The following is a 24,286-nucleotide window of genomic DNA, read 5'->3' on the forward strand; positions in this document are numbered from 1 at the left end:
TTTTGTCTACTATGCCGCACAAAAGATACTTGAATAATGAAAAAATAAAAGAGATAGCGCAAAGTGCGGTCTATCTCTTTATTTTTATCTCAACTGTTCAGATTAACCCAAGAAAATACCGGCGAAAATAAAACCGAAGATTAAGCTGAAAATCAGGCTGAGTAAGCCCGGAATCATAAAGCTATGGTTAAAAATGTATTTACCAATTCGAGTAGTACCTGTGGTATCGAAGTCGATTGAGGCAATAATCGGACCATAGTTAGGGATAAAGAAATAACCGTTCACGGCAACGAATGTGGCGATAATCACGGGTGCTGGCAAGCCTAATGAGATTCCTAGCGGTACTAATACTGCGGTTGTCGCACCTTGGCTGTTAACCAACACCGACAACGCAAACAGGGCAAACGCAAAGGTCCACGGGGCAAATTCCACCAAACCGGAAACCATCTCTTTTACTTCGGTCATGTGAGCGCCCATCAAGGTGTCGCCTAACCAAGCAATCCCGAAAATCGCAACGATTGCCCGCATACCGGCATGGAACACCGAGCCTTGCGTGATTTGGTTGCTGTCCGGTTTACAGATCAAAATAATCAAAGCTGCAATCGTCAGCATGATAATCTCGATGGTGTGCGCCATACCCATTGCTTTGCCGTCAAAGTGCGGTCGCAAATCCGGGAATGCGCCCATAACCACCACTAACAAGGCACCAAACAGGAACAAGCCAACTGAGCGAACCGCATTTTTGCTGATTGGCATATGCTCAACATCTAAGCTGGTTGCATTTTTTTCAGCATATTCAGGATCTTGTAGTAAGCGTTGATAGTGCGGATCATCTTTCAGCTCTTTGCCCATTTTGTTGACAAACAGACATGCCAGCCCAATCCCTAAAATAGTCGATGGAACGGTGACACTTAAGACATTAGTCAGTGTTATCCCCTGTGGCTCAAGATAGGCGACACAAGCGACTACCGCCGCCGCAATCGGGCTAGCAACAATCGCAAATTGTGAGGCGATAACCGCCATTGAAAGTGGGCGCGAAGGGCGTACACCGTTGTAACGGCTGACTTCTGCAATCACGGGCAGCACCGAATAGGCAACATGTCCTGTTCCTGCTAATACAGTAAAGGTGTAAGTCACTGCCGGGGCAATAAAAGTGATGTATTTTGGATTTTTACGCAAGATACGAGTTGCAATTTGAATCATATAGTTCAAACCGCCGGCAGCCTGCATGGCGGCAGCGGCAGACACCACCGCCATAATCATCAACATCACGTCGATTGGCGGACTGGTTGGCTGTAAATTGAATCCAAATGCTAAAATGGCAAGTCCTAAACCCCCCATAACTCCCAAGCCGATGCCGCCAAGTCGGGCACCAATCAAAATACATAGTAAAACTATAGCAAATTGAAATAGAAACATAACTGCTCCATTACTTTAATTATAAATAAGAAATAATTATTCCCTGTTGAAAAGGAATTGTTCTGTCATCAAATTCTGACGGTTTATGCAATGATAAACCACCAGACTAGATGGCGCGTATTTTATCAGGAGTGTTATAAAAAAGAGAGTGTAATTCCGCTAAAAACCCGCTTTAAATCAAATTGCCAGTTAATTTTTGTTGAAAACTAAAATGCGATTAGTAAGTGATAGATTGGTGTTGGCTAGCTACTTGACCAAAGTCCTACAATAAGGGCATTATATTGGCATAACTACTAGAGGAGAGGTAGATATGAGTAAAGTATACAATGAAGATTTCTATGGCTGGGTGACAGAGCAGACTGAATTACTGAGAGCTGGGGCACTCAATCAATTAGATATCGAAAATCTTATTGAGGAGATGGAAAGCATGGGGAGAAGTGAACTGTCGCAGCTGAATAATCGATTTCGAATATTGATTGCCCATTTGCTCAAATGGGGCTATCAGCCGAGCCATCGCGGAAAAAGTTGGGAATTGACCATCAAAGAACAGCGAAAAGCGATTGAACGTTTGATAAAAAACTCTCCATCATTAAAAAATCCAATGAATAAAGAAGAGTTCTTAGAGTGGGCGTGGGAGTCTGCTATATTTGATGCCGCACGTGAAACGTCAATGTCAGATTCAGATTTTCCAAGTAAGCCAATCTGGACATTAGAAGAGATTCTAAGTTCGGACTTTTTTCCATAACTAAAAAACATGGCGAACGTGGGCGGATTCGAACCGCCGACCTATCTCTTAGGAGGAGATTGCTCTATCCGGCTGAGCTACACATTCGCGGAGAAATTACTGAGATTTATGTTTGCTGAGTGAGGAATGTTGAATCTGAACTTTTTTGCCGCGTCCTAAAAAATACTCGCCTAGCTGTTGGGCGATATAGACTGAGCGGTGTTTGCCGCCAGTACAACCGATAGCAATCGTCAGGTAGCTGCGGTTGTTTTTTTCCAACAGCGGTAGCCACGTTTCGATGTAGTTGCGGGTCGTATAAATAAAATTGTGTACATCGTTTTGTCGGTTTAAAAAGTCGATCACCGGCTCTTCCAGTCCAGTCATCGGGCGCAGTTGCGGCTCCCAGTGTGGGTTTGGCAAAAAACGCACATCGAACACATAGTCGGCATCTAGTGGAATGCCATATTTGAAACCAAACGATTCAAATACGATGTTCAGCTCTTTATTGGATTTGCCACGTAGAAATTGGCGGAGTTTTTCCGCTAGTTCATGGGTAGAAATCTGCGTGGTATCCAGAATTAAATCGGCGTGTTGAAACAGCGGTTCCAACATTTCGCGCTCGACCTCTATTGCTGCTTCGAGGGTGATATTTTTTACCGAAAGCGGGTGTAGGCGACGGCTGTCGCTGTAACGCCGAATCAGAGCGCTGGGTTCACAATCTAAGAAGATAGTTTTGACCTTGATATCAGACGGTAGCTGCTGCAACACTTGCTCTAACAGCACTGGTGACTCAGGAATATTACGGATATCCAGACTGATAGCAACGGATTCTTGATTATTTTTCAGAATATCAATCGATTGACTAAATAGTGCCAACGGAAGGTTATCAATACAATAATAACCGATGTCTTCCAGTGCACGCAGGGCAACTGATTTGCCGGAGCCGGAGCGTCCGCTGATAATAATAAGTTCCATATTGCCTTGTCTCCTTCAATCTGGGTGATCAGTAATTTTGTGATCAGCTGGCGCTGACCGCAACAGACTCATCTTCACTATGTTGATCCAACTTGCAAAAAATATCCCAGATCTCTTCTTTACTTTTGGCGGCACGTAGCTGTTTTGTCAGTGTTTTATTTGTCAACTTTTTGGCAATTTCTGGTAAACATGGGGCAAACTGTTGACATAAACCGATGGGAATAAACAGTGCTAGCAGCAGATCGACCTCGCGATTATCCGGTGCTTTGTAGTCAATAGGTGTGGTGAGTTGTAGAAAAACTGCTATTGGTTTTTCTCCTTGCGACAATTTAGCGCGTGGCAGCGCAATTCCACCACCAAGTGCGGTGCAACCGACTTTTTCTCGTTCGCATAAATGCTCGAAGCAGATTTGGGTATCTTCTCCGGTTTCAGCACCAACGATTTCGCTGAGGATTTCAAGGATACGTTTTTTACTCGATGCCATCACACCTTGACGAATATTGTCAGGGTTGAGCAAATGGGTAAATTTCATCTTACAATCTCTCTTGGTTGAGGTTAGCGAGGCTATAGTTTGAATTGATCGCCCAAGTAAACACGTTTTACATCTTCATTTTGCAAAATATCCTGTGGGCTGCCAGTGGCAATCATATTGCCAGCACTGACGATATAAGCCCGTTCGCAAACATCCAGTGTCTCGCGTACGTTATGATCGGTGATCAACACGCCTAAGCCCCGATCTTTCAGATGTAAAATAATTTTTTTGATGTCAATCACCGAAATCGGGTCAACACCGGCAAAAGGTTCGTCTAACAGAATAAATTTTGGATTAACTGCCAGCGCACGGGCAATCTCGACTCGACGACGTTCGCCACCGGACAATGACTGTCCTGAGTTATTGCGAATATGATCGATATGAAATTCGTCGATCAACTCTTCCGCTCGTTGTTTGCGCTGTTTTTGGGTTAAATCTTTGCGAATTTCCAGCACTGCCATTAAATTGTCATAAACACTTAAACGACGAAAAATCGAGGCTTCTTGCGGCAGATAACCAATGCCTTGCTGGGCGCGGTTGTGCATCGGCAATAGCGTAATATCCAAATCATCGATCTTAATCGAACCATGGTCGTTTTTGACTAAGCCGACGACCATATAAAAGGTGGTGGTTTTGCCGGCGCCATTCGGGCCGAGTAAGCCGACGATTTCGCCGGAATTGACGGTCAAGCTGACATCATGGACAACTTGGCGTCCCTTATAGGATTTCGCCAAATTTTGTGCCGAAAGAATAGACATAAAAAGTTAACCTATTATTTTTGTTGTAATTGTGACGGATATAAAATCGTTTTCACTCGGCCTTTGCCGCTGTTTTTGGCGATCATTTTTTGCTGTTGTACATCATAGGTGATCACTTCGGCATCAATTTGGCTGTCTAATTGTTTTAACTGGGCATTGCCGGTCAACACTAGATATTGGCTGCCAAGATCATAATTGACCTTGTTGGCTCGCCCGTTGATCATTTTGCCGTTATCCAATTGCTGTTGGAAAGTGACGGGACTGCCGTTTGCCTCGATTTTCTCTTTACCACCCCCGTTATTATCTGGACGGGTGATGGTGACTTGACGGGCGTTGATCAAAATAGAGCCTTGAGTAATTACCACATTATCGGTAAAGGTCACGATATTATTTTCCAAATCTAATGATTGGTTATCAGAGGTAATATTAATAGGTTGTTGACTGTCGTTTTTCAAGGCGAAAGCTGAAAAAGAGAGTAACAGCACGCTGACTAATGTTAGGGATTTAATTATTTTTGTTTTCATTTTGTTGAATCTCATAGTGAGTTTGCACCTGTTCTTTTAACGTTGCGATCTGCTGACGAAGATTTCCGCTCAGGCTTTTGCCGGTGGTAGTAAAACTTTGACCAACCACGCTGACCATTGTATCAGATGTTATATCTTGTGTCGTTAAATTGACAACCGCACTTGAGGTTTGCAAACTATGAATTTTGCTTTCTGGCAACAAACTTTGAATCGAGACATTATCGTTCAAATAGAGTATTTTATCTTTGCTGATCTTGGCTTGATCCGCACTCAAACGCCAACTGCGCACCAGCTTATCGCTATTTCTAGAGGTCTCAAACAAATAGACGATCGGTGCTTTGAACAGCGTATCCCCTTGAGTTTGGAAATATTCCACTTCATCCGCAGTCGCTACATATTGTTTGCGCCCGTCCAGTGAATAAAGCGTGGTTTCCATCTGATTAGCGATATAATCAGGGCTGTCGCTGTTTTGAATACGGGCAGCCAAATCGGTGTTATCTTGTTGGTTTAACGAATAATACCAAGCAAGCAGTGCCAGTGCGATTACCACTAAAACGATATTCCAACGAGAAGTCATCGGTTTTCCTAGCGTATGGTTTAAAAAGGTTAATAATTTTCGATTCTAACATAAATTCTTCTCAGATTGAAAAGCGTCTGAAGATAAAGGTCAACAGACCCTAATCCTAACCAAAAATCGGGGGAATATTTGACATTGTTACTAATTTCATACAAGATTTCGCTTAATTGCCGTTAGGTATCCATGATAAAAGCAAGGCATAAAATGAATAAATATTTGGTTGAAGTGAGGGATCTAGCGTTCAAACGAGGTTCGCGCACAATCTATCAAGGGCTGAATTTAAAAGTCGAAACCGGTAAAATTACCGCAATTATGGGGCCTTCGGGAATCGGTAAGACGACGTTGTTAAAACTGATCGGGGGGCAGTTGTTCCCTGATTCTGGCGAGATTTTATTTGATGGTAGTGATATTACTCGCCTGTCGAATGCAAAGTTGTATCAAATTCGTAAAAGAATGGGAATGCTGTTTCAATCCGGTGCACTGTTTACGGATATTTCTACCTTTGATAACGTGGCTTTTCCGCTGCGCGAACACAGCAATCTGCCGGAAGAGATGATCCGTCAATTAACGTTGATGAAGTTGGAGGCCGTTGGGCTGCGTGGTGCGGCTGATTTGATGCCGTCTGAACTTTCCGGTGGTATGGCGCGGCGTGTGGCGTTGGCAAGAGCGGTAGCACTCGATCCGGATTTGGTGATGTATGATGAACCTTTCACCGGGCAAGATCCGATCAGCATGGGCGTCATCGTGAGTTTGATCAAACGCTTGAATAAAACCCTACATCTCACCTCAATTGTGGTGTCGCATGATGTGAAAGAGGTGCTGAGCATAGCCGATTATGCTTATATTGTGGCGGATCAAACTGTGATTGCCGAAGGAACCGCAGCGCAATTGCAGCAAAGTGCGGATCCGCGCGTGATTCAATTTCTGTCCGGCAATGAAGACGGCCCGGTGCAGTTTCATTATCCGGCACAACACTATATTGATGAGTTATTTGTATGATCATTTCCGCTATTTCCAGATTAGGCGCCGGTACCATTGGTTTTTTCAGAACGCTTGGACGCGCTGGTTTTATGCTCTATGGGGCGTTGGTCGGCGTGCCGCAGCCGAAAAAATATTTTCCACTGCTGGTTAAGCAACTGTATGTGCTTGGTGTGCAGTCACTGTTGATTATTTTACTGTCCGGGCTTTTTATCGGTATGGTGCTAGGCTTGCAAGGCTATGTGGTGTTGGTGGGATTTGCGGCAGAAAGCAGTTTGGGGCAATTAGTGGCACTTTCATTGTTGCGTGAATTGGGACCGGTGGTGACCGCACTTTTATTTGCCGGACGGGCAGGGTCGGCACTGACTGCAGAAATTGGCTTGATGAAGGCGACCGAACAGCTTTCCAGCTTAGAGATGATGGCGGTCGATCCGCTACGACGCGTGATTTCACCACGTTTTTGGGCGGGGATTATCTCGATGCCGCTACTAACGATTATTTTTATAGCCATCGGCATCTGGGGCGGCTCACTGGTCGGGGTTGACTGGAAAGGGGTTGATGGCGGTAGTTTTTGGTCGGTGATGCAAAATTCGGTCAGTTGGCAAACCGATATTTTAAACGGCTTGATCAAAAGTGCGGTTTTTGCGATTGCAGTAGTGTGGATTGCGTTGTTTAACGGCTATGATGCTCACCCGACTTCAGAAGGGATCAGCCGTGCTACCACCAAAACCGTAGTGCACGCCTCATTAGCTGTTCTGGCACTGGATTTCGTTTTAACTGCAATGATGTTCGGCGGCAATTAACCGCGCGATAAGTCAGTCACCGTAAGATATAAAAGTAATAAAGGAAAAAAGAATGCGTCAAACCATTAAATATGAGTTCTGGGTCGGGTTGTTCCTGCTGTTGGCTATCGCTGCACTGGTTTTTTTAGGCTTGAAAGTGGCGAATGTGCAGGGCTTTCATCAAAGTAAAAGTTATAATCTGCACGCAACTTTTAATAATATCGGCGGTCTTAAAGTGCGGGCGCCAGTCAAAACCGGCGGTGTGGTGATCGGGCGGGTCAATGCTATCAGCTTGGATCCGACCAGCTATTTGCCTCAAGTCAGTTTGAGTATTGATCAGGAATATAACCATATTCCAGAAACCAGCTCGTTGTCGATAAAAACCTCAGGACTTCTAGGAGAGCAATATATCGCGCTGAATATCGGTTTTGATGATGGTGAAATTGCCATGCTGAAAGAGGGAGATACGATTCATGATACGACCTCAGCAATGGTGTTAGAAGATTTAATCGGTCAATTCTTGTATGGTGATAAGAAAGACGGTGAAAAAACAGAGAAAACCGATAAAACGGAATAGTTTTCGGATTAATTGAACAGGAGAAAGTCATGTTGAAGAAAGTGTTTAAAAAATGCGCGGTTGTGATGGTTGCCGTGATGTCCCTATTTGGCGCAATGCAAGCGGTAGCTGCTGATAACCCGTATCAATTGATGCAGCAGGCATCGGATAAACTGTTTGCCTCAATCAGTGCTAATCAAAGCAAAATTAAGCAAAATCCAGACTATATGCGCACAATTGTTAAACAAGAATTAATGCCGTATGTGCATGTGAATTATGCTGGGTCGTTAGTGTTGGGGCAATATTTCAAAAGCACCACACCAGCGCAGCGGGAACAGTTTTTTACTGCGTTTTCTAACTTTATTGAGCAATCCTATGCTCAAGTGTTGACCATGTATAACAATCAAAATATTGAGATTGAAAGAGAAAAACCGATTGGCGATCAAAATATTGTCAGCATTCGCGTGAATATTATCCAAACCAATGGCGCAGCGCCGATTAAATTGGATTTTAAATGGCGTAAAAATACTCGCACAGGCGCATGGCAAGCCTATGATATGGCGGCGGAAGGGGTCAGCATGGTTGAAACCAAGAAAAATGAGTGGAGCAATATTCTGCGCCAAAAAGGGATTGATGAACTAACCGCTCAAATCCAAAAAAGTGCGGCTATTCCGATTAAACTTGAAAAATAAGGTGGGTTGATTGACGTTCAAGTGGCAGATCAGCAGTAGCGAAAACACGCACTGTTTGCAATTGGTGGGAGATTTGACGAGAAGCACGTTGTTGTCGTTGTGGCAGCAGCGAGCTTCGTTGTTTCAGAATCAAAAATCTTGTCTTGAGATTAAGTTAAATCAACTTGGGACGGTGGATTCTGCCGGTTTTGTGTTAATATGTGAAATTCTTCACCACTATTCTAAGCTTGGCGAGGTAAAATTGGTTGACGTACCGCACTTGGTACTGGATTTTGCCGAGCTATACGATTTAGATCAGTGGTTAAAAGCGTTTATACAGCCGTAATCAAGGAATAACAACATCATGGATGCAGCAACAATCGAAGATATTTTGCGTGAGCAATTGAATTTGGCCGAGGTTTATGTCAATGGCGAGAATGCACATTTTAGTGTGACCGCTGTCAGTGATGAATTTGATTCAATGAACAAAGTCAAACAGCAGCAATTGATTTATGCGCCGCTAATGCAGTATATTGCGACCAATGAAATTCATGCATTATCGATTAAAACCTTTACCGTTGAAAAATGGCGCAAAGCCCGTTTATTAAATGGTCTTTAATCGACCAGCCTATTGCTAAGCCAAATATCAAGCCAAATTGTGAATCCAATTATAAAGGAAAAAAAATGGAAAAGTTTCGAATCTATGGGAAAACCTGTTTAAAAGGCAGTGTTGATATTTCAGGCGCTAAAAATGCTGCCTTGCCGATTCTATTCGCTGCGATTTTAGCGGAAGAACCGGTTACACTGACCAACGTCCCCGATTTGAAAGATGTGACCACCACCTTGAAAATTTTGAGCCAATTAGGGGTGACGGTTGAGCGTAAAGACAAAAATACGGTTTATCTGGATGCTTCCAATATTGATAATTTTGTAACCCCTTATGAGTTGGTAAAAACTATGCGTGCTTCCATTTGGGCGTTGGCGCCGCTCGTGGCACGTTTTTGTCAAGGGCAGGTTTCATTGCCGGGTGGTTGTTCCATCGGCGCTCGTCCGGTTGATCTGCACATTTCCGGTTTGGAGAAGTTAGGGGCACAGATCAAATTGGAAGACGGCTATGTTAAAGCCTTTGTTGATGGGCGCTTGAAGGGTGCCAACATCGTGATGGATAAAATTAGCGTCGGCGCAACCTTGTCTGTGATGATGGCAGCGACGTTGGCAAAAGGCACAACGATTATTGAAAATGCCGCGCGCGAACCAGAAATTTCTGACACCGCTTATTTCTTGAATAAGCTAGGTGCGAAAATCACCGGTGCAGGGACTGATATGATTACCGTAGAAGGCGTTGAGCATTTGGGCGGCGGCGAGCACCATGTCATTCCAGATCGGATTGAGACCGGCACGTTCTTAGTGGCAGCGGCGATTTCCGGTGGACGTATTGTTTGCCGTGGCACTCGTGCTTCTACTTTAGATGCGGTAATTGAGAAACTACGCGAAGCTGGGGCTCAAATTGATATCACTGAAGATACTATCACCTTGGATATGTTGGGCTATCGTCCACGCTCGGTCAACGTGCGTACCGCACCACATCCGGGCTTTCCGACGGATATGCAGGCACAATTTACCCTGTTAAATATGGTGGCTGAAGGCACCGGAATTATCACCGAAACCATTTTTGAAAACCGTTTTATGCATATTCCTGAGCTGATACGTATGGGCGCAAAAGCTGATATTGAAGGTAATACCGCTATTTGTTACGGCGTGCGTAATTTAAACGGCACTGAAGTGATGGCAACCGATTTACGTGCTTCTGCCAGCTTAGTGTTGGCGGGCTGTATTGCCAACGGTGAAACCATCGTTGATCGTATTTATCATATTGATCGTGGCTATGAACACATTGAAGAGAAGTTGCGCGGACTGGGTGCCAGAATCGAGCGTTTTTCTGACAGCGAAACCGAAGCCTGATGGCAATTTCCGTGCGATCTGAAACAGATTATACAACCCGGCTTAAGTCCGGGTTTTTTGTGTTTGCCAAAATAATCGAAATCTCATTTTTGCCAAGTGCGGTTTTAAGCTAGAATATAAGCCACTTATTTTAAGAAGAAGTATTAATTGTATGACATCAAGTGTAGAGTTATTGGTGAATGTAACGCCAAATGAAACCCGAATTGCGTTGCTCGACACCGGTGTACTGAAAGAAGTGCATATCGAGCGTGAAGCTAAACGAGGATTGGTCGGCAATATTTATAAAGGGCGAGTGATGCGGGTGCTGCCCGGCATGCAATCGGCTTTTGTCGATATTGGCTTGGAAAAGGCGGCATTTTTGCACGCCTCCGATATTGTTTCACACACCGAATGTGTGGATGAATCCGAAAAGAAGCAGTTTGTAGTCAAAGATATTGGTGAATTGGTGCGTGAAGGGCAGGATATTATCGTGCAGGTGGTGAAAGATCCGCTCGGCACCAAAGGCGCACGCTTAACCACGGATATTACCTTACCGTCACGTTATTTGGTCTTTATGCCGGAAAACAGCCATGTTGGGGTGTCGCAGCGGATTGAAAGTGAAGAAGAGCGGTTGCGTTTAAAAGAGCTGGTCACCGACTATTGTGATGAATTGGGCGGCTTTATTGTGCGAACCGCTTCCGAGGGTTGCTCTGAGGAAGAGTTGAAACAGGACGCGCAATTTTTGAAACGCCTATGGCGTAAAGTGATGGAACGCAAAGGGAAATATCCGACTCGTTCAATGCTTTATGGCGAGCTGGCGCTGGCGCAGCGAGTGTTGCGTGATTTTGTCGGCACGCAAATCGATTTGATTCGAATTGACTCGAAATTGACTTTTCAAGAAGTGGAAACGTTTAGCCAAGAGTTTATGCCGGAACTCACTGGACGCCTATCGCTTTATACCGGCAATCCGCCATTGTTTGATTTGTACGGGGTGGAAAATGCGATTCAGCGCGCGCTGGAAAAACGGGTAAATTTGAAGTCCGGTGGCTATTTGATTATCGAACAAACCGAAGCGATGACCACGATTGATATCAATACCGGCGGTTTTGTTGGTCATCGTAATTTGGAAGAGACGATTTTTAATACCAATGTCGAAGCGACCCAAACCATTGCACAACAGCTACAACTGCGCAATCTGGGCGGCATTATCATTATTGATTTTATTGATATGCAAAGCGAAGAGCACCGCGAACGGGTGTTGCAGTCGTTGAACGAAGCGCTATCGCGTGATCGGGTCAAAACCAGCGTCAACGGCTTCACCCAACTGGGCTTGGTGGAAATGACCCGCAAACGCACCCGCGAAAGTTTGGAGCATGTGCTGTGCACCGAATGCCCGGCTTGCAAAGGGCGTGGCAGTCTGAAAACAGTGGAAACTGTCAGTTATGAAATTGTGCGAGAAATTGTGCGAATTCACCATCAATACGATAGTGAGCAATTTTTGGTGTATGCTTCAAGAGCGGTGGCGGATTACTTGATCAACGAAGAGGCGCACGGGATTTTGGCTGAGCTGGAAGTGTTTATCGGTAAACAGGTGCAGGTGAAAACCGAAGTGTTTTACAATCAAGAACAATTTGATGTTGTTATCATGTAGACAAACATCAACCGACCCTAATAAAAATAAAGAGAAATTATGTTAAGTAAAGTTTCAGCGTCCCTATTAGAACCAAGTCAACTTTCTATTACTCAGTTGGCGAATTTATTGGATCATTTTTCCAGCCGGCAAATTGATTATGCCGATCTTTATTTTCAGTCTTCTATTGAGGAAAGCTGGTCATTGGAAGACGGCATTATCAAAGAGGGTGGTTTTCATATTGATCGTGGCGTTGGTGTCAGAGCGGTCAGCGGTGAGAAAACCGGTTTTGCTTATGCCGATCAAATCAGTGCGCCACAAGTGCTGCAATGTATCGATGCGACAAAAGGCATTGCACAGGCTAGCAGTTCGCTGATCAAGCCGATCACCCTGCATTCGGTCAGCGCACCGATGCGCTATGCCGCACTTGACCCACTGCACAGCTTAAGCCGTGAAAAAAAGATCGAGCTGTTGCATTTGGTCAATCAAACCGCACGTGCCGAAGATTCGCGTGTTATTCAAGTTTCCGCCAGTTTAAATGCGCTTTATGAAGAAGTTTTAGTGGCGGCGACAGACGGTACGTTAGCGGCAGATATCCGTCCGTTGGTGCGTCTCTCAGTGTCGGTATTGGTCGAGCAGCAGGGCAAACGCGAAAGTGGCAGCGCCGGCGGTGGCGGTCGTTTTTCATTAGAATGGTTTTTACAGGACTATCAAGGCGTTAGTCGAGCGGTATGGTTTACCAAAGAAGCTGTTCGTCAGGCGCTAGTGAAGCTAAGTGCGGTACAAGCGCCAGCCGGAATGATGCCGGTGGTGCTGGGGGCAGGCTGGCCGGGCGTGTTGCTGCATGAAGCCGTCGGGCATGGTTTGGAAGGTGATTTCAATCGCAAAAAATCCTCGCTGTTCAGTGGTAAAATCGGTGAATTAGTGACTTCGCCGCTGTGTACAATTGTGGATGATGGCACACTGGCGGATCGTCGCGGTTCTTTGACCATTGATGATGAAGGGGTGCCGACTCAGCGTAACGTATTAATCGAAAATGGTATTTTGCGTAACTATATGCAGGATAAAATGAACGCTCGTTTGATGGGCGTGGCACCAACCGGTAACGGGCGGCGTGAGTCTTACGCCCATCTGCCGATGCCACGCATGACCAACACTTATATGCTGGCAGGGCAAAGTAAATTTGAAGATCTGATAACCTCAGTAGAGCAAGGCATCTACGCACCGCACTTTGGTGGTGGGCAAGTGGATATCACCTCCGGCAAGTTCGTTTTTTCTGCTGCGGAAGCCTATTTAATTGAAAAAGGCAAAATCACCAAACCGGTGGTTGGCGCAACCCTAATCGGCAGTGGAATTGAAGTGATGCAAAATGTGTCGATGGTCGCTGACGAATCAGAGCTTGATCCGGGCATCGGCGTTTGTGGCAAAGAGGGACAAAGCGTTCCGGTCGGTGTTGGGCAACCGGCGTTAAAAATTGAACAAATCACGGTCGGCGGTACAAATTAGCTTTTGTACTTTGCTAAGGCAATTGCAGCGTCAATCGCTGCTTTTGCCTGAGGACTGTTTCTCCAACAACGGCTGCCAAGGGCTTCGCCGACTTGGCGGCAAATCTCTTCAGACCGCTCTTTGGCAAGCTGTTCAAACGAATCGATCCCAAGCGGCTCCAAGCGTTGGATAACGGTAGAGCCCACTCCTTTTAAGGCTAATAACTGTTCACGTTCTGTTGGGGTGAATGGCATAATATTCTCTTTCCGTTTTATGATAAATTAAACGGTTTTGAAATTAAGCAGTGGATAAAACAGGGTATCTGTTTTATCCAACAAGGAGATAAAACCGTAGTGTTGATAAAAACGGACTGCATTATCATCTTTTGCATCAACGAATAAAGCGTAGGCGCCTATTTCGCTATTTGCCGCTCGTTTTAAGGCATCAATCAATAAAACACCGCCAAACCCTTGCCCGCGAAAGGGCTGATTGACGGCTAATCTACCCATTTTTATGCTCGGAATCGTTGGGTAGCGTGGCAATTTTTTCTTCATTTGCTGTGGGAGATCGCTCAAGCAAATACTATGCGCCGATAAGGTATAATAACCAATAATTTGATGCGTGGTGTTGGTCAAAATGAAACAGTTAGTCAATTTTCTTTTAATATCTTGTGTGACAAAATGTCGGAAATAATGCGTCAATGGTTCAGAGTCACAATCAAAACTATTTCGATCAAAGGTTGAATTTAACGGAATAATACGATAGGTCTCAGTTGTCATCATTTATTTTTCCAATAAATGATGATGCTGTTCAAGCGCTTTTTCCATTGCTGAATTATGTGCTGGCGGTAAGAACAGCGCCTCAGCGAAACGAACCTGATCATTGATAGAAAGTTGCAAAACTTGAGTGTCAGTAATGGTTTTTTGCGCAGCAGACTGAACTGCGGTAATGATAAAATCAGTCAGACTTCGTCCTTCTAACTGTGCTGCGTGTTTGATTAATATATGCAAATCCTTGCTGATTCTCGCTTCCAACCGTGCGCTATTGATAGTCATCATTATCCCCGCTATATTATCCTGTTCATTATTTTGTCTAAATTATTATCCGTCAATTTGCCGTACAAAGCAAGCCTAGCGATTTGTTGAGATAACAGTTGCTTGCCGACACAAATCGTTTTATTTTAGACCCTAATTAACAGTAGTAAGCAAAAGGAAGCAGTATGACACAATATACCAGAGCAACGTTTGATCAGGTTTTAATTCAAAATTATACTCCGGCGGATTTTATTCCGGTCAGGGGCAAAGGCAGCACGGTTTGGGATCAGGACGGCAAGGATTATATTGATTTTACCAGCGGTGTGGCGGTCAATTCATTGGGGCACTGCCCGGATGAGGTGGTGGATGTATTGAAGCGGCAAGGAGAAACGCTATGGCACTCAAGCAACTGGTTTACCAGTGAACCGGCGCTGGAGCTGGCATCAAAATTGATTGAACTCACTTTTGCTGAGCGTGTGATGTTTGCCAATTCTGGGGCGGAAGCCAATGAAGCGGCGCTGAAATTGGCACGTCGCTATGCGGTCGATCATTTTGGCTATCAAAAAAGTAAAATTATTTCTTTTAAACAGAGCTTTCACGGCAGAACATTGTTTACGGTCAGCGTGGGTGGGCAACCTAAATATTCCGATGGCTTCGGACCAAAACCGGCGGATATCGTCCATGTACCGTTTAATGATTTAGATGCGGTAAAAGCGGTGATTGATGATCATACTTGTGCCGTGATTATCGAACCGATTCAGGGCGAAAGCGGGGTATTGCCAGCGACTAAGGCATTTTTACAAGGCTTACGCCAGTTGTGCGATCAATATCAAGCGCTGCTGATTTTTGATGAAGTTCAGACCGGTATCGGGCGCAGCGGGGAATTTTTTGCCTATATGCATTATGGGGTCGTGCCGGATATTTTGACCTCCGCCAAAGCGCTTGCCAATGGCTTTCCGATAAGTGCGATGTTGACCAGCGATAAAATTTCAAAAAGTTTCTCGCCTGGTGTGCATGGCACCACATTTGGCGGTAATCCGTTGGCTTGTGCGGTGGCGGTGAAGGTAGTGGACATGATCAGTCAACCGCACTTTTTACAGCAAGTACAACAGCGTTCAAAGCAGTTGATTGAAGCGCTGGAAAACATTAACCAAAAAGCCAAACTGTTCACTACGGTGCGTGGCTTAGGGTTGTTAATCGGGGCGGAACTGGCAGCAGAATATCAGGATAAAGCGGCAGAATTGCGTAATAAAGCCAATCAGTTTGGGGTTATGCTGTTGGTTGCCGGTCCTAATGTGCTGCGTTTTGCGCCGTCGCTCAATATCAGTGACGAGGAGTTTGCGCTTGGCATTCAGCGTTTTGAGCAAATGGTCGATTCTTTAGCATAACGAACGCAGGGAATAAGCAAAGTGCGGTTTTGTGGTGTGAATAAACCGCACTTTGTTATGATCTCTTTGTCTATAGCAGGATAATCAATTCGGTTTCTCGCTCAATAGGCGTTCGATAATTTTCTTATTTGCTGGTGGGAATTGCCCGCTGTCTAAAGCGTGTTGTTCAATCCAAAATCCGTCTTGTCCTTCACGACCAAAAGGTTGGTTTAGCCACTCTTCGATCAGGTAAAAACTGAGTTCGATCACTTTTTTCGGATATTCGAATTGAAAACGTTCGTAGAGTTCGGCTTTGATTACCATAATCCCGATCTCTTCTTCCAATTCACGTTGCAGCGCCTGTTCCGGGCTCTCATTGGTTTCGACTTTGCCACCGGGAAACTCCCAACTTTGGGCAAAATCTTTGCCCTCTAAGCGGCGCGTCAGAAAGATTTGTTGGAATTCGTTACGAATAATGCCGACAGCAACTTTGATCAGCGGTTTTTTGCTAACGGCTTTTTGAGTAAGTGCGGTCATGGTTTTCCTATGTTCTTAGCCCGACCAAGGCTATTTAGCAAAGTGGTCGGGCATTGATCGAGTTACTTAATTTTACCGTGGCAATATTTATATTTCTTGCCCGAACCACAAGGGCAAGGCGCATTACGGCTGACTTTCGGCATCTCATCCGTGTCCGCAGTTTCGCCCTGCTGTTCACCATTTTGGTGGTATTGCAACGCAGCAGCCTGACGCTCGGCAGCTTCACGGCGCAAGCGCTCGGCTTCTTCCACCTCTTCTTGCGTGCGCACCTGCACTTTACTCAAGGTGCTAATCACGGTCAGTTTCAAGGTGTCCAGCATTTCGGTAAACATCTGGAACGACTCTTTTTTGTATTCTTGCTTCGGATCTTTTTGCGCATAGCCACGCAGATGAATCCCACGGCGCAGGTGATCCATTGCCGCCAAATGCTCTTTCCACAATTCGTCCAGAATTTGCAGCATCAAGCCTTTTTCAAATGAACGCATATTCTCAGCACCGACCATTTCTTCCTTGCGTTTATGCTCGTTGATCGCAGCTTCCAGAATACGTTCGCGCAGGTTCTCTTCATGCAGGTGGTTATCTTCCTCCAGCCATTTATTGAGTGGTAAACTCAGGGCAAAGTCGTTTTGCAGACGGGTTTCCAAGCCCTCCACATTCCATTGCTCTTCCAACGATTGTGGTGGAATGTACTGATCGATAACGCTGTTGAACACGTCTTCACGAATCACATTGATGGTTTCGGAAATATCTTGGTGATCGAGCAAATCATTGCGCTGTGCATAAATAGCATGGCGCTGATCATTGGCAACATCATCGAATTGCAACAGATTTTTACGCCCGTCAAAGTTGTGCGCTTCCACTTTCGCTTGTGCGCTAGCGATCACTTTTGCCAATAATTTGGATTCCATCGCTTCGCCCGGCTCGCTGAAGGCTTTACGCATCATATTCAATTTGCCTTCGTTGAGGTAAATCCGCATTAAGGCATCGTCTAACGACAAATAGAAACGGGAAGAACCCGGATCGCCTTGGCGCCCAGAACGACCACGCAACTGATTGTCGATACGACGTGATTCATGGCGTTCGGTGCCGATAATGTGCAGCCCCCCGGCATCCATTACGATTTTATTTCGTTCTTTCCAATCGGCTTTGATTTTGGCGATTTGCTCTTCGCTCGGATTATCTAACTTAGCGATTTCGGCACGCCAGTTACCGCCCAACACAATGTCGGTGCCGCGCCCCGCCATATTGGTGGCGATGGTGACTGCGCCCGGCACGCCCGCATCGGCGACAATTTCCGCTTCCTGCGCATGGAATTTGGCGTTCAATACGTTATGTTTAATCCCGGCTTTGGTTAAGGTGTTCGACAGCAATTCAGATTTTTCGATCGAGATTGTACCAACCAGCACCGGCTGCTGCCGAGAGATGGCTTCTTTGATGTCTTGGACAATCGCATTGAATTTGTCTTCTTCGTTTTTGTACATCAAATCGGTACGGTCATCGCGGATCATCGGCTGGTTGGTTGGTACTACAATAGTTTCTAAGCCATAAATTTGTTGAAATTCAAAGGCCTCAGTGTCTGCGGTACCGGTCATGCCGGCTAATTTTTCGTATAAACGGAAATAGTTTTGGTAAGTAATCGACGCAGTCGTCTGATTTTCACTCTGAATTTTAACGTTTTCTTTGGCTTCAATTGCTTGGTGCAAACCTTCAGACCAACGGCGTCCCTGCATCGTACGTCCGGTATGTTCGTCAACAATGACGATTTCGCCGTCTTTAACGATATAATCGACATTGCGTTCAAATAGTGTATGCGCGCGCAATGCCGCATACACGTGGTGCAGCAAAGTTACCCTTGATGGTGAATAGAGCGAGTCTCCTTCTTTCATCAATCCGGCTTCGGTTAACAAATTTTCGATTTTCTCTTGTCCGCGCTCGGTTAAAAATGCCTGTTTGTTTTTCAGATCTAGCGTGTAATCTCCACTGCCTTGATACTCTTCACTGTCTTCTTTTTCTTGGAATACTAATTTGGGAATCAGTTTATCAATCGCAATATAAAGTTCAGAGCTGTCTTCCGCTTGACCGGAAATAATCAGCGGAGTACGGGCTTCATCGATTAAAATTGAATCGACTTCATCGACCAACGCATAATACAGCGGGCGTTGAAAGCGATCGTCTGGTGAATGCGCCAGGTTATCACGCAGGTAATCAAAACCCAGCTCGCTGTTGGTGGCATAGGTCACATCGGCGGCATAGGCAGCACGTTTTTGCTCATGGGATAATCCCGGAATATTGACACCGACGGTCATACCTAAAAATTCGAATAACGGACGGTTGGTGTCCGCATCGCGGCGCGCCAAGTAGTCATTGACCGTCACCACATGCACGCCACGACCGGTCAGGGCGTTGAGGTAGCAAGGCAGAGTGGCAGTTAGGGTTTTACCTTCACCGGTGCGCATTTCGGCAATCGAGCGATCATTTAAGATCATGCCACCGAGCAATTGCACATCAAATGGACGCATACCCAAGGTGCGCTGGCAAGCTTCACGCACGGTAGCAAAGGCTTCCGGCAGAATTTTTTCTAGGCTTTCGCCTTTTTCCAAGCGCGCTTTGAATTCGTCGGTTTTGCCTTTTAATTGTTCGTCGGTCAGCGCTTGGTATTCGGCTTCCAATTGGTTGATTTGGTGGACACGTTTGTTCAGGCGACGTAACACGCGATCGTTACGGCTGCCGAATAATTTGGTTGCAATAGTTCTTAACATATTTTTATCTTCATCAAAGGAGTCATTAATCGGTTTGCAGTTGCAAACGAGAATCTTATTTCACCGCCGTTACTCAGGTTAAAGTGCGGTTTGTTGCGGATTAGACAGCAGCAAACGGACCGGCTCGAATCGGCGGTAAAGATTCGGAAAGAGAAGAGATAACAACAAAAAGTGCGGTTTGTGGCGCGAGTGTAGTTGTCGGAACGGCTTGTTGCGGTTCTGGTTGATATTGTGGTTGTTGATAAAAAGCGCTTTGGATTTGCCGAGTTTGTGTCGTCTGTTGAATTTGCTGGTAGGCTTGATTATCGTTTTGCTGGGTTGGGTTGCCAGCTGCACTGACCGGCACGGCTAAAATCGCAATAATTCCCAACAGGAATTGCGACCAAAAGTGCGGTTTACGGTGACGGTATGCGTGCAACAAGTTCATCAGTGATTAATGCCTTCGGCGACATGCGCTTATTTAAAATGCTGTGCTATTATAGAGCATCGTCGGCAGAATGTCATACATCAAATCCGGCAGATACTGTTCATTCACACATAAATAGGGGCGAATCTCCGCAAAACAAGCCATGCGTTATAATAAAATGAAAAATATCACCGATATTGTCGAGAAAAGTCCATTGGCGGAAATTGCACGGCGCAGTCTACTGTTGGGCGATCTGAACCGCACTTTGCAACAATGCTTTCCACCAGAGTTTAAAGGGCGTTTCCGAGTGGCGAATATTCGCGATGAGGTGTTGTATTGTGAAGTGCAAAATGCAACGTTGCGACAAGGGATTCTGTTTCGTCAGGCAGAGTTACTAGCGTTGGTGCAGCAAGCATTTCCTGCGGTCAAACGGCTGGTGTTTAATATTAATCCTGAATTAATGGTGCTTTGATTTTTCGCCGACTAGCACGAAAAATCGCAATCAGTTCATTCACTTTTATCCGATTTTCGCCGTTTTGGCTGATGTGCCGTTGCACCATCAGTGGTGTTATGTCGGCGCCGTGGTAAATTTGCCGGGTAAACGGCGTATCGTGGTTAGAAATCAATACCGTTGTGCGGCGATGCTCCGCATGATGTTTAGCCAGATTGGCTAGCTGTTGCTGCTGTTCCAAGCTAAAACCATTGCCGGCATAGTGGGTGAAATTCGAGTTTTGCGACAGCGGCGCATAAGGCGGATCGCAATACACCACGCTGTTGCGGTCGGTATATTCAAAGCTGTCGTGAAAACCGACGCAGATAAATTCGGCGTTTTGTGCTTTTTGGCTAAAATAACGGATCTCTTGCTCTGGAAAATAGGGTTTCAGATAAGCGCCGAACGGCACATTGAACTGCTGTTTGCTGTTATAGCGGCAAAGCCCGTTATAACCGAAACGGTTTAAATACAGGAACAGCACCGAGCGCTGAAAAATATCCAAAGTGCGGTTGAACTCAGCGCGTTTGGCATAATAAAAATCAGCGCTGTTGGCATCGGGGTGCTGAAACAGTTTGCGGCTTTCCACAATAAAGTGCTGCGGATCCTGTTTCACCGTATTGAATAGATTGATTAAATCGGCATTTAAATCTGCCAAAATATAGTGCTGGAAGTGCGTATTGAGAAAAACTGAACCGGCACCAACAAAAGGTTCAATCAGCACCTTTTTATTTTTCGGTAATAATTTGTTGATCTCATCCGTCAGGCGGAATTTACCGCCTGCCCATTTTAAAAAAGGGCGGTGTTTCAACAGAGAATTAGCAACGGACGACATGGTTTTAGTCGAACTGACTACAATGGTTGATGGCTCGTCTGACTAATTCCGAATCGCTATTGGTCGTGACGTAGGCTTGCCCCAAACGTTGTAACAACACCAAACGTAATTTGCCTGCCAAGACTTTTTTGTCGCGCATCATCAACGGCAGATAATCATCTGCGCTCATGCCATCCGGCGAAACCGTCGGCAGATTGGCGCGTACCAGTAATTTTTCCAGACGGAACACATCTTGGCGACTTAAATTGCCTAATAAATGCGAAAGATCCGCTGCCATTAGCATACCGACTGCTACGGCTTCGCCGTGCAACCAACTGCCATAGCCCAAATGGGTTTCGATCGCATGCCCGAAAGTGTGTCCTAGATTCAGCAATGCGCGATCACCCTGCTCGGTTTCATCACGGGCAACCACATCGGCTTTCAACTGACAGCAACGTTGAATACAATAGTGCAATTGTTGCGGCTGCAAGCTCACCAGATCATCAATATGTTGTTCCAACCATTCGAAAAACGCCAAATCCAGAATCGCACCATATTTAATCACTTCCGCTAAGCCGGCAAAAACTTCACGTTTTGGCAGGGTATCTAAGCTGGCGCTGTCGATAATCACTGCGCAAGGTTGATAAAATGCGCCGATCATATTTTTCCCAAGTGCATGGTTGACGCCGGTTTTGCCACCGACGGAGGAATCCACTTGTGACAGCAGCGTGGTTGGAATCTGCATCAAACGCACGCCACGTTGGTAACTAGCGGCAGCAAATCCGGCAACATCACCGACCACACCGCCGCCCAGTGCGATGATGGTGGTGTCACGTCCGTGATTAGCTTGTAAAAGTGCGGTAAAAATCAGGTTGAGCGAGTCCAGCGTTTTGTATTGCTCGCCGTCAGGAATCAACACTGAGGAAACTTGACAGCCCAAGCGGTTGAGACTGTCGCTGACGGTTGCCAGATAGTGTTCCGCAACGGTCGGATTGGAGACAATCATCACCTTGTCACCGCACTTTAACGGGGCGTAGCTGCTGCTTTCCGCCAAAATATGGCTGCCGATTCTAATCGGATAACGGCGATCTTTCAGTTCGACATTGACTTCAATCATGTTGCGCTCTCAGGTTGGGGGCGAGAATTATCGGTTAATTAACAGAAGAAAAGGCTTCCAATCGGTCGATTAACTGGTTTGCCATGGTTTTGGCATTTTGTTCGTCGGTGCTCATGGTAATATCGGCGATCTCTTGGTACAACGGATTACGCACTTTGGCGAGATCCTCCAGCACTTGGCGCGGATCGTCCACATCTTGCAGTAATGGGCGTTTTTTGTCGCGCAGCGTACGCTGATGTTGTTTATCCACGGTGGTTTCCAAATAAACCACAATACCGCGCGCAGATAAATGGTTGCGTGTGTCTTTTGACAGCACCGCACCGCCGCCGGTGGAAAGCACCACCCCTTGCAGTTGGGTCAATTCGTTAATAATCCGCTCTTCCCGTTTGCGGAAGCCGTTTTCGCCTTCTACGTCAAAAATCCAACTGATGTCAGCGCCAGCACGCTGTTCGATCTCGTTGTCAGAGTCGATAAAATCCATTCCGAGTATTTGTGCCAATTGGCGACCGATGGTGCTTTTGCCCGCACCCATCGGACCGATTAAAAATATATTACGTTTTTCAGCCATGTTATTTTATATTCTTGTTAATTAAATGGTTAATGAGATTTGCCGATGCAAACACGTTGTTGAAGGAATTTCAAGAAAGGGAGATTTCTTTGCCGGATTCATCGCAGAATAACGACAGCTTAAACGATAAAAATACTCCATGAGCTTCAACTTTTAATTTAAGGGAGTAATTATCGCAAGAAATCGACCCTGTTTTCAACCTTCTATCTTGATATTTGCTTTTTTAATTCACAAAAATAACCAAGTTGACACAAAAGTGCGGTTTAGCGCTTTATTTGCCGCTTTAAAAGCCGTAGCGAAACGGGCGTGCCGGTTGATTGGTGACGGCATTGGCTTGATTTTGTTGTTGATCAACAATGTGTGGCGTAACAAAAATCACCAATTCACGTTTGGCGTAGCGTTTGCTCTCGTTGCCAAACAGCCGTTTTGCGCCCGGAATATCACCCAGCAGTGGTACTTTGTTTTCCCCGTTAACTAATGTGTCGTGAAATACGCCGCCGAGTACAATGGTTTCACCGTGCCGTGCGAACACTTGGGTTTGGATCTCTTGTTTATCAATGGTGGTCATCTGCTGATTGCCGTAAGCGACGCTGTTGCCGGGTGAATTTTGGCTGATCATCAAATCCAATAGAATTGTGTTGTCGTGTGAAATATGCGGTGTGACGTCCAAGCCGAGCACCGCATCACGAAATTCGACGCTTTGGGTTTCGTTGCGGCTGTTACTCACCACATAAGGGATTTCAGTGCCTTGCTTGATGCTGGCGCTTCTTTTGTTGGTGGTGAGAAGACGTGGACTGGCGATGATATTAACACTGTTTTCTCGTTCAAGTGCGGTCAGTTCCAAGTCCAACAAGCGACTGTTGATCTTGGCAACTTGTAGCGAAACACTGGCGGCGTTGCTGTATTCACTGCCGAAATTGACGTTCAGATTATTATCAATTTCGGCAAAACCATTGGCATTCAAACTGCCGGCTACGCGGTGGCTTTGTCCGCTGGGTTCGAACAAGCCCCAGCGCACGCCCAATTCGCGCAGACTTTCGTCGCTGATGGTGACGATTCGCGCCTCGATCAACACTTGTCGGGCAGGTTGATCCAAACTCGTAATAACCTTGCGAAGGGATGCCATGTTTTCCGCTTTTTCTTGAATAATCAAGCTATTGCTACGTTCGTCAAAACTAATGCTACCGTGCGGCGATAAAAACGAGCCATTGCCGCCGCTGAGTGATTGTATCAGTTCAGCGGCTTTTGCATGACGCAATGGAATATTGACGGTTTGCAGTTTAGGTGGCGGCTCAAGTGCGGTTGTGGCCGTGTTTGTTGAACTGTGGCGTGGGCTGACAAAATAGTCACCGTTGAATTTTTCGATCTCCAACTGATGAATTTTGCCAACAGCTTGTAATACTTGCTCAAATGAAGTTTGTTTTAAATGCAGACTGATATGACCTTTCAGACTGTCGTCCAGCACTAAATTAACGTCCTGCTGCTGTGCTAACGCTTGTAAGGTGCTGATAAGCGGCGCTTGTTTTAAGGTGAGCGCAAAAGTGCGGTCTGTGTTGTTTTCGCTCGCAGCAAGTGCCGTGGTTTGAAGCAAACAATAGAGTAATACTAGGCGTAAAATAGGCATAAGCTTTTTCTCCATGAC

General features: G+C 45.7%; 28 protein-coding genes and 1 tRNA gene. 12 read left to right on the forward strand and 17 right to left on the reverse strand.

Annotated features, from left to right (window positions below):
• Positions 1–102: 102 nt before the first annotated feature.
• Positions 103–1,419 carry an anaerobic C4-dicarboxylate transporter gene (locus tag FHQ23_RS06435; RefSeq protein ID WP_139613580.1) on the reverse strand — a complete coding sequence of 439 codons (1,317 nt, stop codon included), beginning with the start codon at positions 1,417–1,419 and terminating at the stop codon, positions 103–105.
• A gap of 310 nt (positions 1,420–1,729) precedes the next feature.
• Between FHQ23_RS06435 and FHQ23_RS06440 the strand changes: the two genes are divergently transcribed.
• Positions 1,730–2,164, forward strand: a complete 435-nt coding sequence (locus FHQ23_RS06440; RefSeq protein ID WP_132967673.1) for a DUF29 domain-containing protein — start codon at positions 1,730–1,732, stop codon at positions 2,162–2,164.
• A gap of 10 nt (positions 2,165–2,174) precedes the next feature.
• On the opposite strand, the gene FHQ23_RS06445 is transcribed toward FHQ23_RS06440, so the two are convergent.
• From FHQ23_RS06445 to lptC, 6 genes are all read right to left on the reverse strand, one after another.
• Positions 2,175–2,251, reverse strand: a tRNA-Arg gene (locus tag FHQ23_RS06445).
• A 9-nt stretch (positions 2,252–2,260) separates the two neighbouring features.
• Positions 2,261–3,118, reverse strand: a complete 858-nt coding sequence (gene rapZ, locus FHQ23_RS06450) for an RNase adapter RapZ (RefSeq protein ID WP_139608690.1) — start codon at positions 3,116–3,118, stop codon at positions 2,261–2,263.
• Positions 3,119–3,161: 43 nt separating this feature from the next.
• On the reverse strand, positions 3,162–3,650 hold the full coding sequence (gene ptsN, locus FHQ23_RS06455; RefSeq protein ID WP_139613581.1) for a PTS IIA-like nitrogen regulatory protein PtsN: 489 nt from the start codon (positions 3,648–3,650) through the stop codon (positions 3,162–3,164).
• 32 nt (positions 3,651–3,682) lie between these two features.
• On the reverse strand, positions 3,683–4,408 hold the full coding sequence (gene lptB / locus FHQ23_RS06460) for an LPS export ABC transporter ATP-binding protein (protein WP_139613582.1): 726 nt from the start codon (positions 4,406–4,408) through the stop codon (positions 3,683–3,685).
• A gap of 14 nt (positions 4,409–4,422) precedes the next feature.
• Positions 4,423–4,932: a lipopolysaccharide transport periplasmic protein LptA gene (lptA, locus tag FHQ23_RS06465; RefSeq protein ID WP_139613583.1), complete on the reverse strand. Its 510-nt coding sequence runs from the start codon at positions 4,930–4,932 to the stop codon at positions 4,423–4,425.
• Positions 4,913–5,509 carry an LPS export ABC transporter periplasmic protein LptC gene (lptC, locus tag FHQ23_RS06470; protein ID WP_139613584.1) on the reverse strand — a complete coding sequence of 199 codons (597 nt, stop codon included), beginning with the start codon at positions 5,507–5,509 and terminating at the stop codon, positions 4,913–4,915. The genes lptA and lptC overlap by 20 nt, the downstream gene beginning before the upstream one ends.
• A gap of 204 nt (positions 5,510–5,713) precedes the next feature.
• On the opposite strand from lptC, the gene FHQ23_RS06475 reads away from it, so the two are divergent.
• From FHQ23_RS06475 to tldD, 9 genes are all read left to right on the forward strand, one after another.
• A complete protein-coding gene (locus tag FHQ23_RS06475; RefSeq protein ID WP_139613585.1) occupies positions 5,714–6,508 on the forward strand; it encodes an ATP-binding cassette domain-containing protein in 795 nt (264 codons plus the stop codon).
• Entirely contained in the window at positions 6,505–7,290 is a 786-nt protein-coding gene (gene mlaE / locus FHQ23_RS06480) for a lipid asymmetry maintenance ABC transporter permease subunit MlaE (RefSeq protein ID WP_139613586.1), read from the forward strand. Before FHQ23_RS06475 ends, mlaE begins: the two co-directional genes overlap by 4 nt.
• A 52-nt stretch (positions 7,291–7,342) precedes the next feature.
• Complete coding sequence (gene mlaD / locus FHQ23_RS06485; protein WP_139613587.1) at positions 7,343–7,846, forward strand: outer membrane lipid asymmetry maintenance protein MlaD; 504 nt, start codon at positions 7,343–7,345, stop codon at positions 7,844–7,846.
• 29 nt (positions 7,847–7,875) lie between these two features.
• A complete protein-coding gene (mlaC, locus tag FHQ23_RS06490) occupies positions 7,876–8,517 on the forward strand; it encodes a phospholipid-binding protein MlaC (RefSeq protein ID WP_139613588.1) in 642 nt (213 codons plus the stop codon).
• A 10-nt stretch (positions 8,518–8,527) separates the two neighbouring features.
• Positions 8,528–8,842: an STAS domain-containing protein gene (locus FHQ23_RS06495; protein ID WP_139613589.1), complete on the forward strand. Its 315-nt coding sequence runs from the start codon at positions 8,528–8,530 to the stop codon at positions 8,840–8,842.
• 18 nt (positions 8,843–8,860) lie between these two features.
• Positions 8,861–9,115 (forward strand): BolA family protein, encoded by a 255-nt coding sequence (locus FHQ23_RS06500; RefSeq protein WP_139613590.1) that lies wholly within the window; start codon positions 8,861–8,863, stop codon positions 9,113–9,115.
• 65 nt (positions 9,116–9,180) lie between these two features.
• Entirely contained in the window at positions 9,181–10,458 is a 1,278-nt protein-coding gene (gene murA / locus FHQ23_RS06505; protein WP_139613591.1) for a UDP-N-acetylglucosamine 1-carboxyvinyltransferase, read from the forward strand.
• Positions 10,459–10,609: 151 nt separating this feature from the next.
• Positions 10,610–12,088, forward strand: coding sequence for a ribonuclease G (gene rng, locus FHQ23_RS06510; RefSeq protein WP_139613592.1), 1,479 nt, complete (start codon positions 10,610–10,612; stop codon positions 12,086–12,088).
• 39 nt (positions 12,089–12,127) lie between these two features.
• On the forward strand, positions 12,128–13,573 hold the full coding sequence (gene tldD, locus FHQ23_RS06515; RefSeq protein ID WP_139613593.1) for a metalloprotease TldD: 1,446 nt from the start codon (positions 12,128–12,130) through the stop codon (positions 13,571–13,573).
• Here the strand turns inward: tldD and FHQ23_RS06520 are convergent.
• From FHQ23_RS06520 to FHQ23_RS06530, 3 genes are read right to left on the reverse strand one after another with little or no spacing between them, the layout of a single operon-like run.
• Complete coding sequence (locus FHQ23_RS06520) at positions 13,570–13,806, reverse strand: helix-hairpin-helix domain-containing protein (RefSeq protein ID WP_139613594.1); 237 nt, start codon at positions 13,804–13,806, stop codon at positions 13,570–13,572. The two genes, tldD and FHQ23_RS06520, sit on opposite strands and share 4 nt — an antisense overlap.
• A 27-nt stretch (positions 13,807–13,833) precedes the next feature.
• Entirely contained in the window at positions 13,834–14,334 is a 501-nt protein-coding gene (locus FHQ23_RS06525) for a GNAT family N-acetyltransferase (RefSeq protein ID WP_267963645.1), read from the reverse strand.
• A complete protein-coding gene (locus tag FHQ23_RS06530; protein ID WP_267963646.1) occupies positions 14,335–14,610 on the reverse strand; it encodes a type II toxin-antitoxin system TacA family antitoxin in 276 nt (91 codons plus the stop codon).
• A gap of 161 nt (positions 14,611–14,771) precedes the next feature.
• Between FHQ23_RS06530 and FHQ23_RS06535 the strand changes: the two genes are divergently transcribed.
• Positions 14,772–15,974 carry an aspartate aminotransferase family protein gene (locus tag FHQ23_RS06535; RefSeq protein WP_139613596.1) on the forward strand — a complete coding sequence of 401 codons (1,203 nt, stop codon included), beginning with the start codon at positions 14,772–14,774 and terminating at the stop codon, positions 15,972–15,974.
• A gap of 84 nt (positions 15,975–16,058) precedes the next feature.
• Here FHQ23_RS06535 and mutT read toward each other — a convergent pair whose 3' ends face one another.
• From mutT to secM, 3 genes are all read right to left on the reverse strand, one after another.
• Positions 16,059–16,490, reverse strand: a complete 432-nt coding sequence (gene mutT / locus FHQ23_RS06540; protein WP_139613597.1) for an 8-oxo-dGTP diphosphatase MutT — start codon at positions 16,488–16,490, stop codon at positions 16,059–16,061.
• Positions 16,491–16,552: 62 nt separating this feature from the next.
• Positions 16,553–19,249 (reverse strand): preprotein translocase subunit SecA, encoded by a 2,697-nt coding sequence (gene secA / locus FHQ23_RS06545; protein ID WP_139613598.1) that lies wholly within the window; start codon positions 19,247–19,249, stop codon positions 16,553–16,555.
• 100 nt (positions 19,250–19,349) lie between these two features.
• A complete protein-coding gene (gene secM, locus FHQ23_RS06550; RefSeq protein ID WP_139613599.1) occupies positions 19,350–19,676 on the reverse strand; it encodes a secA translation cis-regulator SecM in 327 nt (108 codons plus the stop codon).
• A gap of 142 nt (positions 19,677–19,818) precedes the next feature.
• On the opposite strand from secM, the gene FHQ23_RS06555 reads away from it, so the two are divergent.
• On the forward strand, positions 19,819–20,127 hold the full coding sequence (locus FHQ23_RS06555; RefSeq protein ID WP_139613600.1) for a DciA family protein: 309 nt from the start codon (positions 19,819–19,821) through the stop codon (positions 20,125–20,127).
• Here FHQ23_RS06555 and FHQ23_RS06560 read toward each other — a convergent pair.
• The 4 genes from FHQ23_RS06560 to FHQ23_RS06575 all read right to left on the reverse strand — a co-directional run bounded on the left by FHQ23_RS06560 (position 20,102) and on the right by FHQ23_RS06575 (position 24,283).
• Positions 20,102–20,980, reverse strand: a complete 879-nt coding sequence (locus FHQ23_RS06560; protein WP_139613601.1) for a Dam family site-specific DNA-(adenine-N6)-methyltransferase — start codon at positions 20,978–20,980, stop codon at positions 20,102–20,104. The two genes, FHQ23_RS06555 and FHQ23_RS06560, sit on opposite strands and share 26 nt — an antisense overlap.
• 4 nt (positions 20,981–20,984) lie before the next feature.
• A complete protein-coding gene (gene aroB, locus FHQ23_RS06565; RefSeq protein ID WP_139613602.1) occupies positions 20,985–22,076 on the reverse strand; it encodes a 3-dehydroquinate synthase in 1,092 nt (363 codons plus the stop codon).
• Positions 22,077–22,110: 34 nt separating this feature from the next.
• On the reverse strand, positions 22,111–22,644 hold the full coding sequence (gene aroK / locus FHQ23_RS06570; RefSeq protein ID WP_132967651.1) for a shikimate kinase AroK: 534 nt from the start codon (positions 22,642–22,644) through the stop codon (positions 22,111–22,113).
• 283 nt (positions 22,645–22,927) lie between these two features.
• The gene (locus FHQ23_RS06575; protein WP_139613603.1) at positions 22,928–24,283 is read right to left on the reverse strand and encodes a type IV pilus secretin PilQ; all 1,356 of its coding nucleotides are present in this window, start codon (positions 24,281–24,283) and stop codon (positions 22,928–22,930) included.
• Positions 24,284–24,286: the final 3 nt, after the last annotated feature.

The sequence above is a fragment of the Testudinibacter crocodili genome, from assembly GCF_006228025.1.
Taxonomy (GTDB): Bacteria; Pseudomonadota; Gammaproteobacteria; order Enterobacterales; family Pasteurellaceae; genus Chelonobacter.

What these genes read in the sequence shown, in the direction of transcription:
- FHQ23_RS06435 (WP_139613580.1), bottom strand. Translation starts at nt 1,419, where the DNA reads ATGTTTCTATTTCAATTTGCTATAGTTTTACTATGTATTTTGATTGGT.
- FHQ23_RS06440 (WP_132967673.1), top strand. Translation starts at nt 1,730, where the DNA reads ATGAGTAAAGTATACAATGAAGATTTCTATGGCTGGGTGACAGAGCAG.
- rapZ (WP_139608690.1), bottom strand. Translation starts at nt 3,118, where the DNA reads ATGGAACTTATTATTATCAGCGGACGCTCCGGCTCCGGCAAATCAGTT.
- ptsN (WP_139613581.1), bottom strand. Translation starts at nt 3,650, where the DNA reads ATGAAATTTACCCATTTGCTCAACCCTGACAATATTCGTCAAGGTGTG.
- lptB (WP_139613582.1), bottom strand. Translation starts at nt 4,408, where the DNA reads ATGTCTATTCTTTCGGCACAAAATTTGGCGAAATCCTATAAGGGACGC.
- lptA (WP_139613583.1), bottom strand. Translation starts at nt 4,932, where the DNA reads ATGAAAACAAAAATAATTAAATCCCTAACATTAGTCAGCGTGCTGTTA.
- lptC (WP_139613584.1), bottom strand. Translation starts at nt 5,509, where the DNA reads ATGACTTCTCGTTGGAATATCGTTTTAGTGGTAATCGCACTGGCACTG.
- FHQ23_RS06475 (WP_139613585.1), top strand. Translation starts at nt 5,714, where the DNA reads ATGAATAAATATTTGGTTGAAGTGAGGGATCTAGCGTTCAAACGAGGT.
- mlaE (WP_139613586.1), top strand. Translation starts at nt 6,505, where the DNA reads ATGATCATTTCCGCTATTTCCAGATTAGGCGCCGGTACCATTGGTTTT.
- mlaD (WP_139613587.1), top strand. Translation starts at nt 7,343, where the DNA reads ATGCGTCAAACCATTAAATATGAGTTCTGGGTCGGGTTGTTCCTGCTG.
- mlaC (WP_139613588.1), top strand. Translation starts at nt 7,876, where the DNA reads ATGTTGAAGAAAGTGTTTAAAAAATGCGCGGTTGTGATGGTTGCCGTG.
- FHQ23_RS06500 (WP_139613590.1), top strand. Translation starts at nt 8,861, where the DNA reads ATGGATGCAGCAACAATCGAAGATATTTTGCGTGAGCAATTGAATTTG.
- murA (WP_139613591.1), top strand. Translation starts at nt 9,181, where the DNA reads ATGGAAAAGTTTCGAATCTATGGGAAAACCTGTTTAAAAGGCAGTGTT.
- rng (WP_139613592.1), top strand. Translation starts at nt 10,610, where the DNA reads ATGACATCAAGTGTAGAGTTATTGGTGAATGTAACGCCAAATGAAACC.
- tldD (WP_139613593.1), top strand. Translation starts at nt 12,128, where the DNA reads ATGTTAAGTAAAGTTTCAGCGTCCCTATTAGAACCAAGTCAACTTTCT.
- FHQ23_RS06520 (WP_139613594.1), bottom strand. Translation starts at nt 13,806, where the DNA reads ATGCCATTCACCCCAACAGAACGTGAACAGTTATTAGCCTTAAAAGGA.
- FHQ23_RS06525 (WP_267963645.1), bottom strand. Translation starts at nt 14,334, where the DNA reads ATGATGACAACTGAGACCTATCGTATTATTCCGTTAAATTCAACCTTT.
- FHQ23_RS06530 (WP_267963646.1), bottom strand. Translation starts at nt 14,610, where the DNA reads ATGATGACTATCAATAGCGCACGGTTGGAAGCGAGAATCAGCAAGGAT.
- FHQ23_RS06535 (WP_139613596.1), top strand. Translation starts at nt 14,772, where the DNA reads ATGACACAATATACCAGAGCAACGTTTGATCAGGTTTTAATTCAAAAT.
- mutT (WP_139613597.1), bottom strand. Translation starts at nt 16,490, where the DNA reads ATGACCGCACTTACTCAAAAAGCCGTTAGCAAAAAACCGCTGATCAAA.
- secA (WP_139613598.1), bottom strand. Translation starts at nt 19,249, where the DNA reads ATGTTAAGAACTATTGCAACCAAATTATTCGGCAGCCGTAACGATCGC.
- secM (WP_139613599.1), bottom strand. Translation starts at nt 19,676, where the DNA reads ATGAACTTGTTGCACGCATACCGTCACCGTAAACCGCACTTTTGGTCG.
- FHQ23_RS06555 (WP_139613600.1), top strand. Translation starts at nt 19,819, where the DNA reads ATGCGTTATAATAAAATGAAAAATATCACCGATATTGTCGAGAAAAGT.
- FHQ23_RS06560 (WP_139613601.1), bottom strand. Translation starts at nt 20,980, where the DNA reads ATGTCGTCCGTTGCTAATTCTCTGTTGAAACACCGCCCTTTTTTAAAA.
- aroB (WP_139613602.1), bottom strand. Translation starts at nt 22,076, where the DNA reads ATGATTGAAGTCAATGTCGAACTGAAAGATCGCCGTTATCCGATTAGA.
- aroK (WP_132967651.1), bottom strand. Translation starts at nt 22,644, where the DNA reads ATGGCTGAAAAACGTAATATATTTTTAATCGGTCCGATGGGTGCGGGC.
- FHQ23_RS06575 (WP_139613603.1), bottom strand. Translation starts at nt 24,283, where the DNA reads ATGGAGAAAAAGCTTATGCCTATTTTACGCCTAGTATTACTCTATTGT.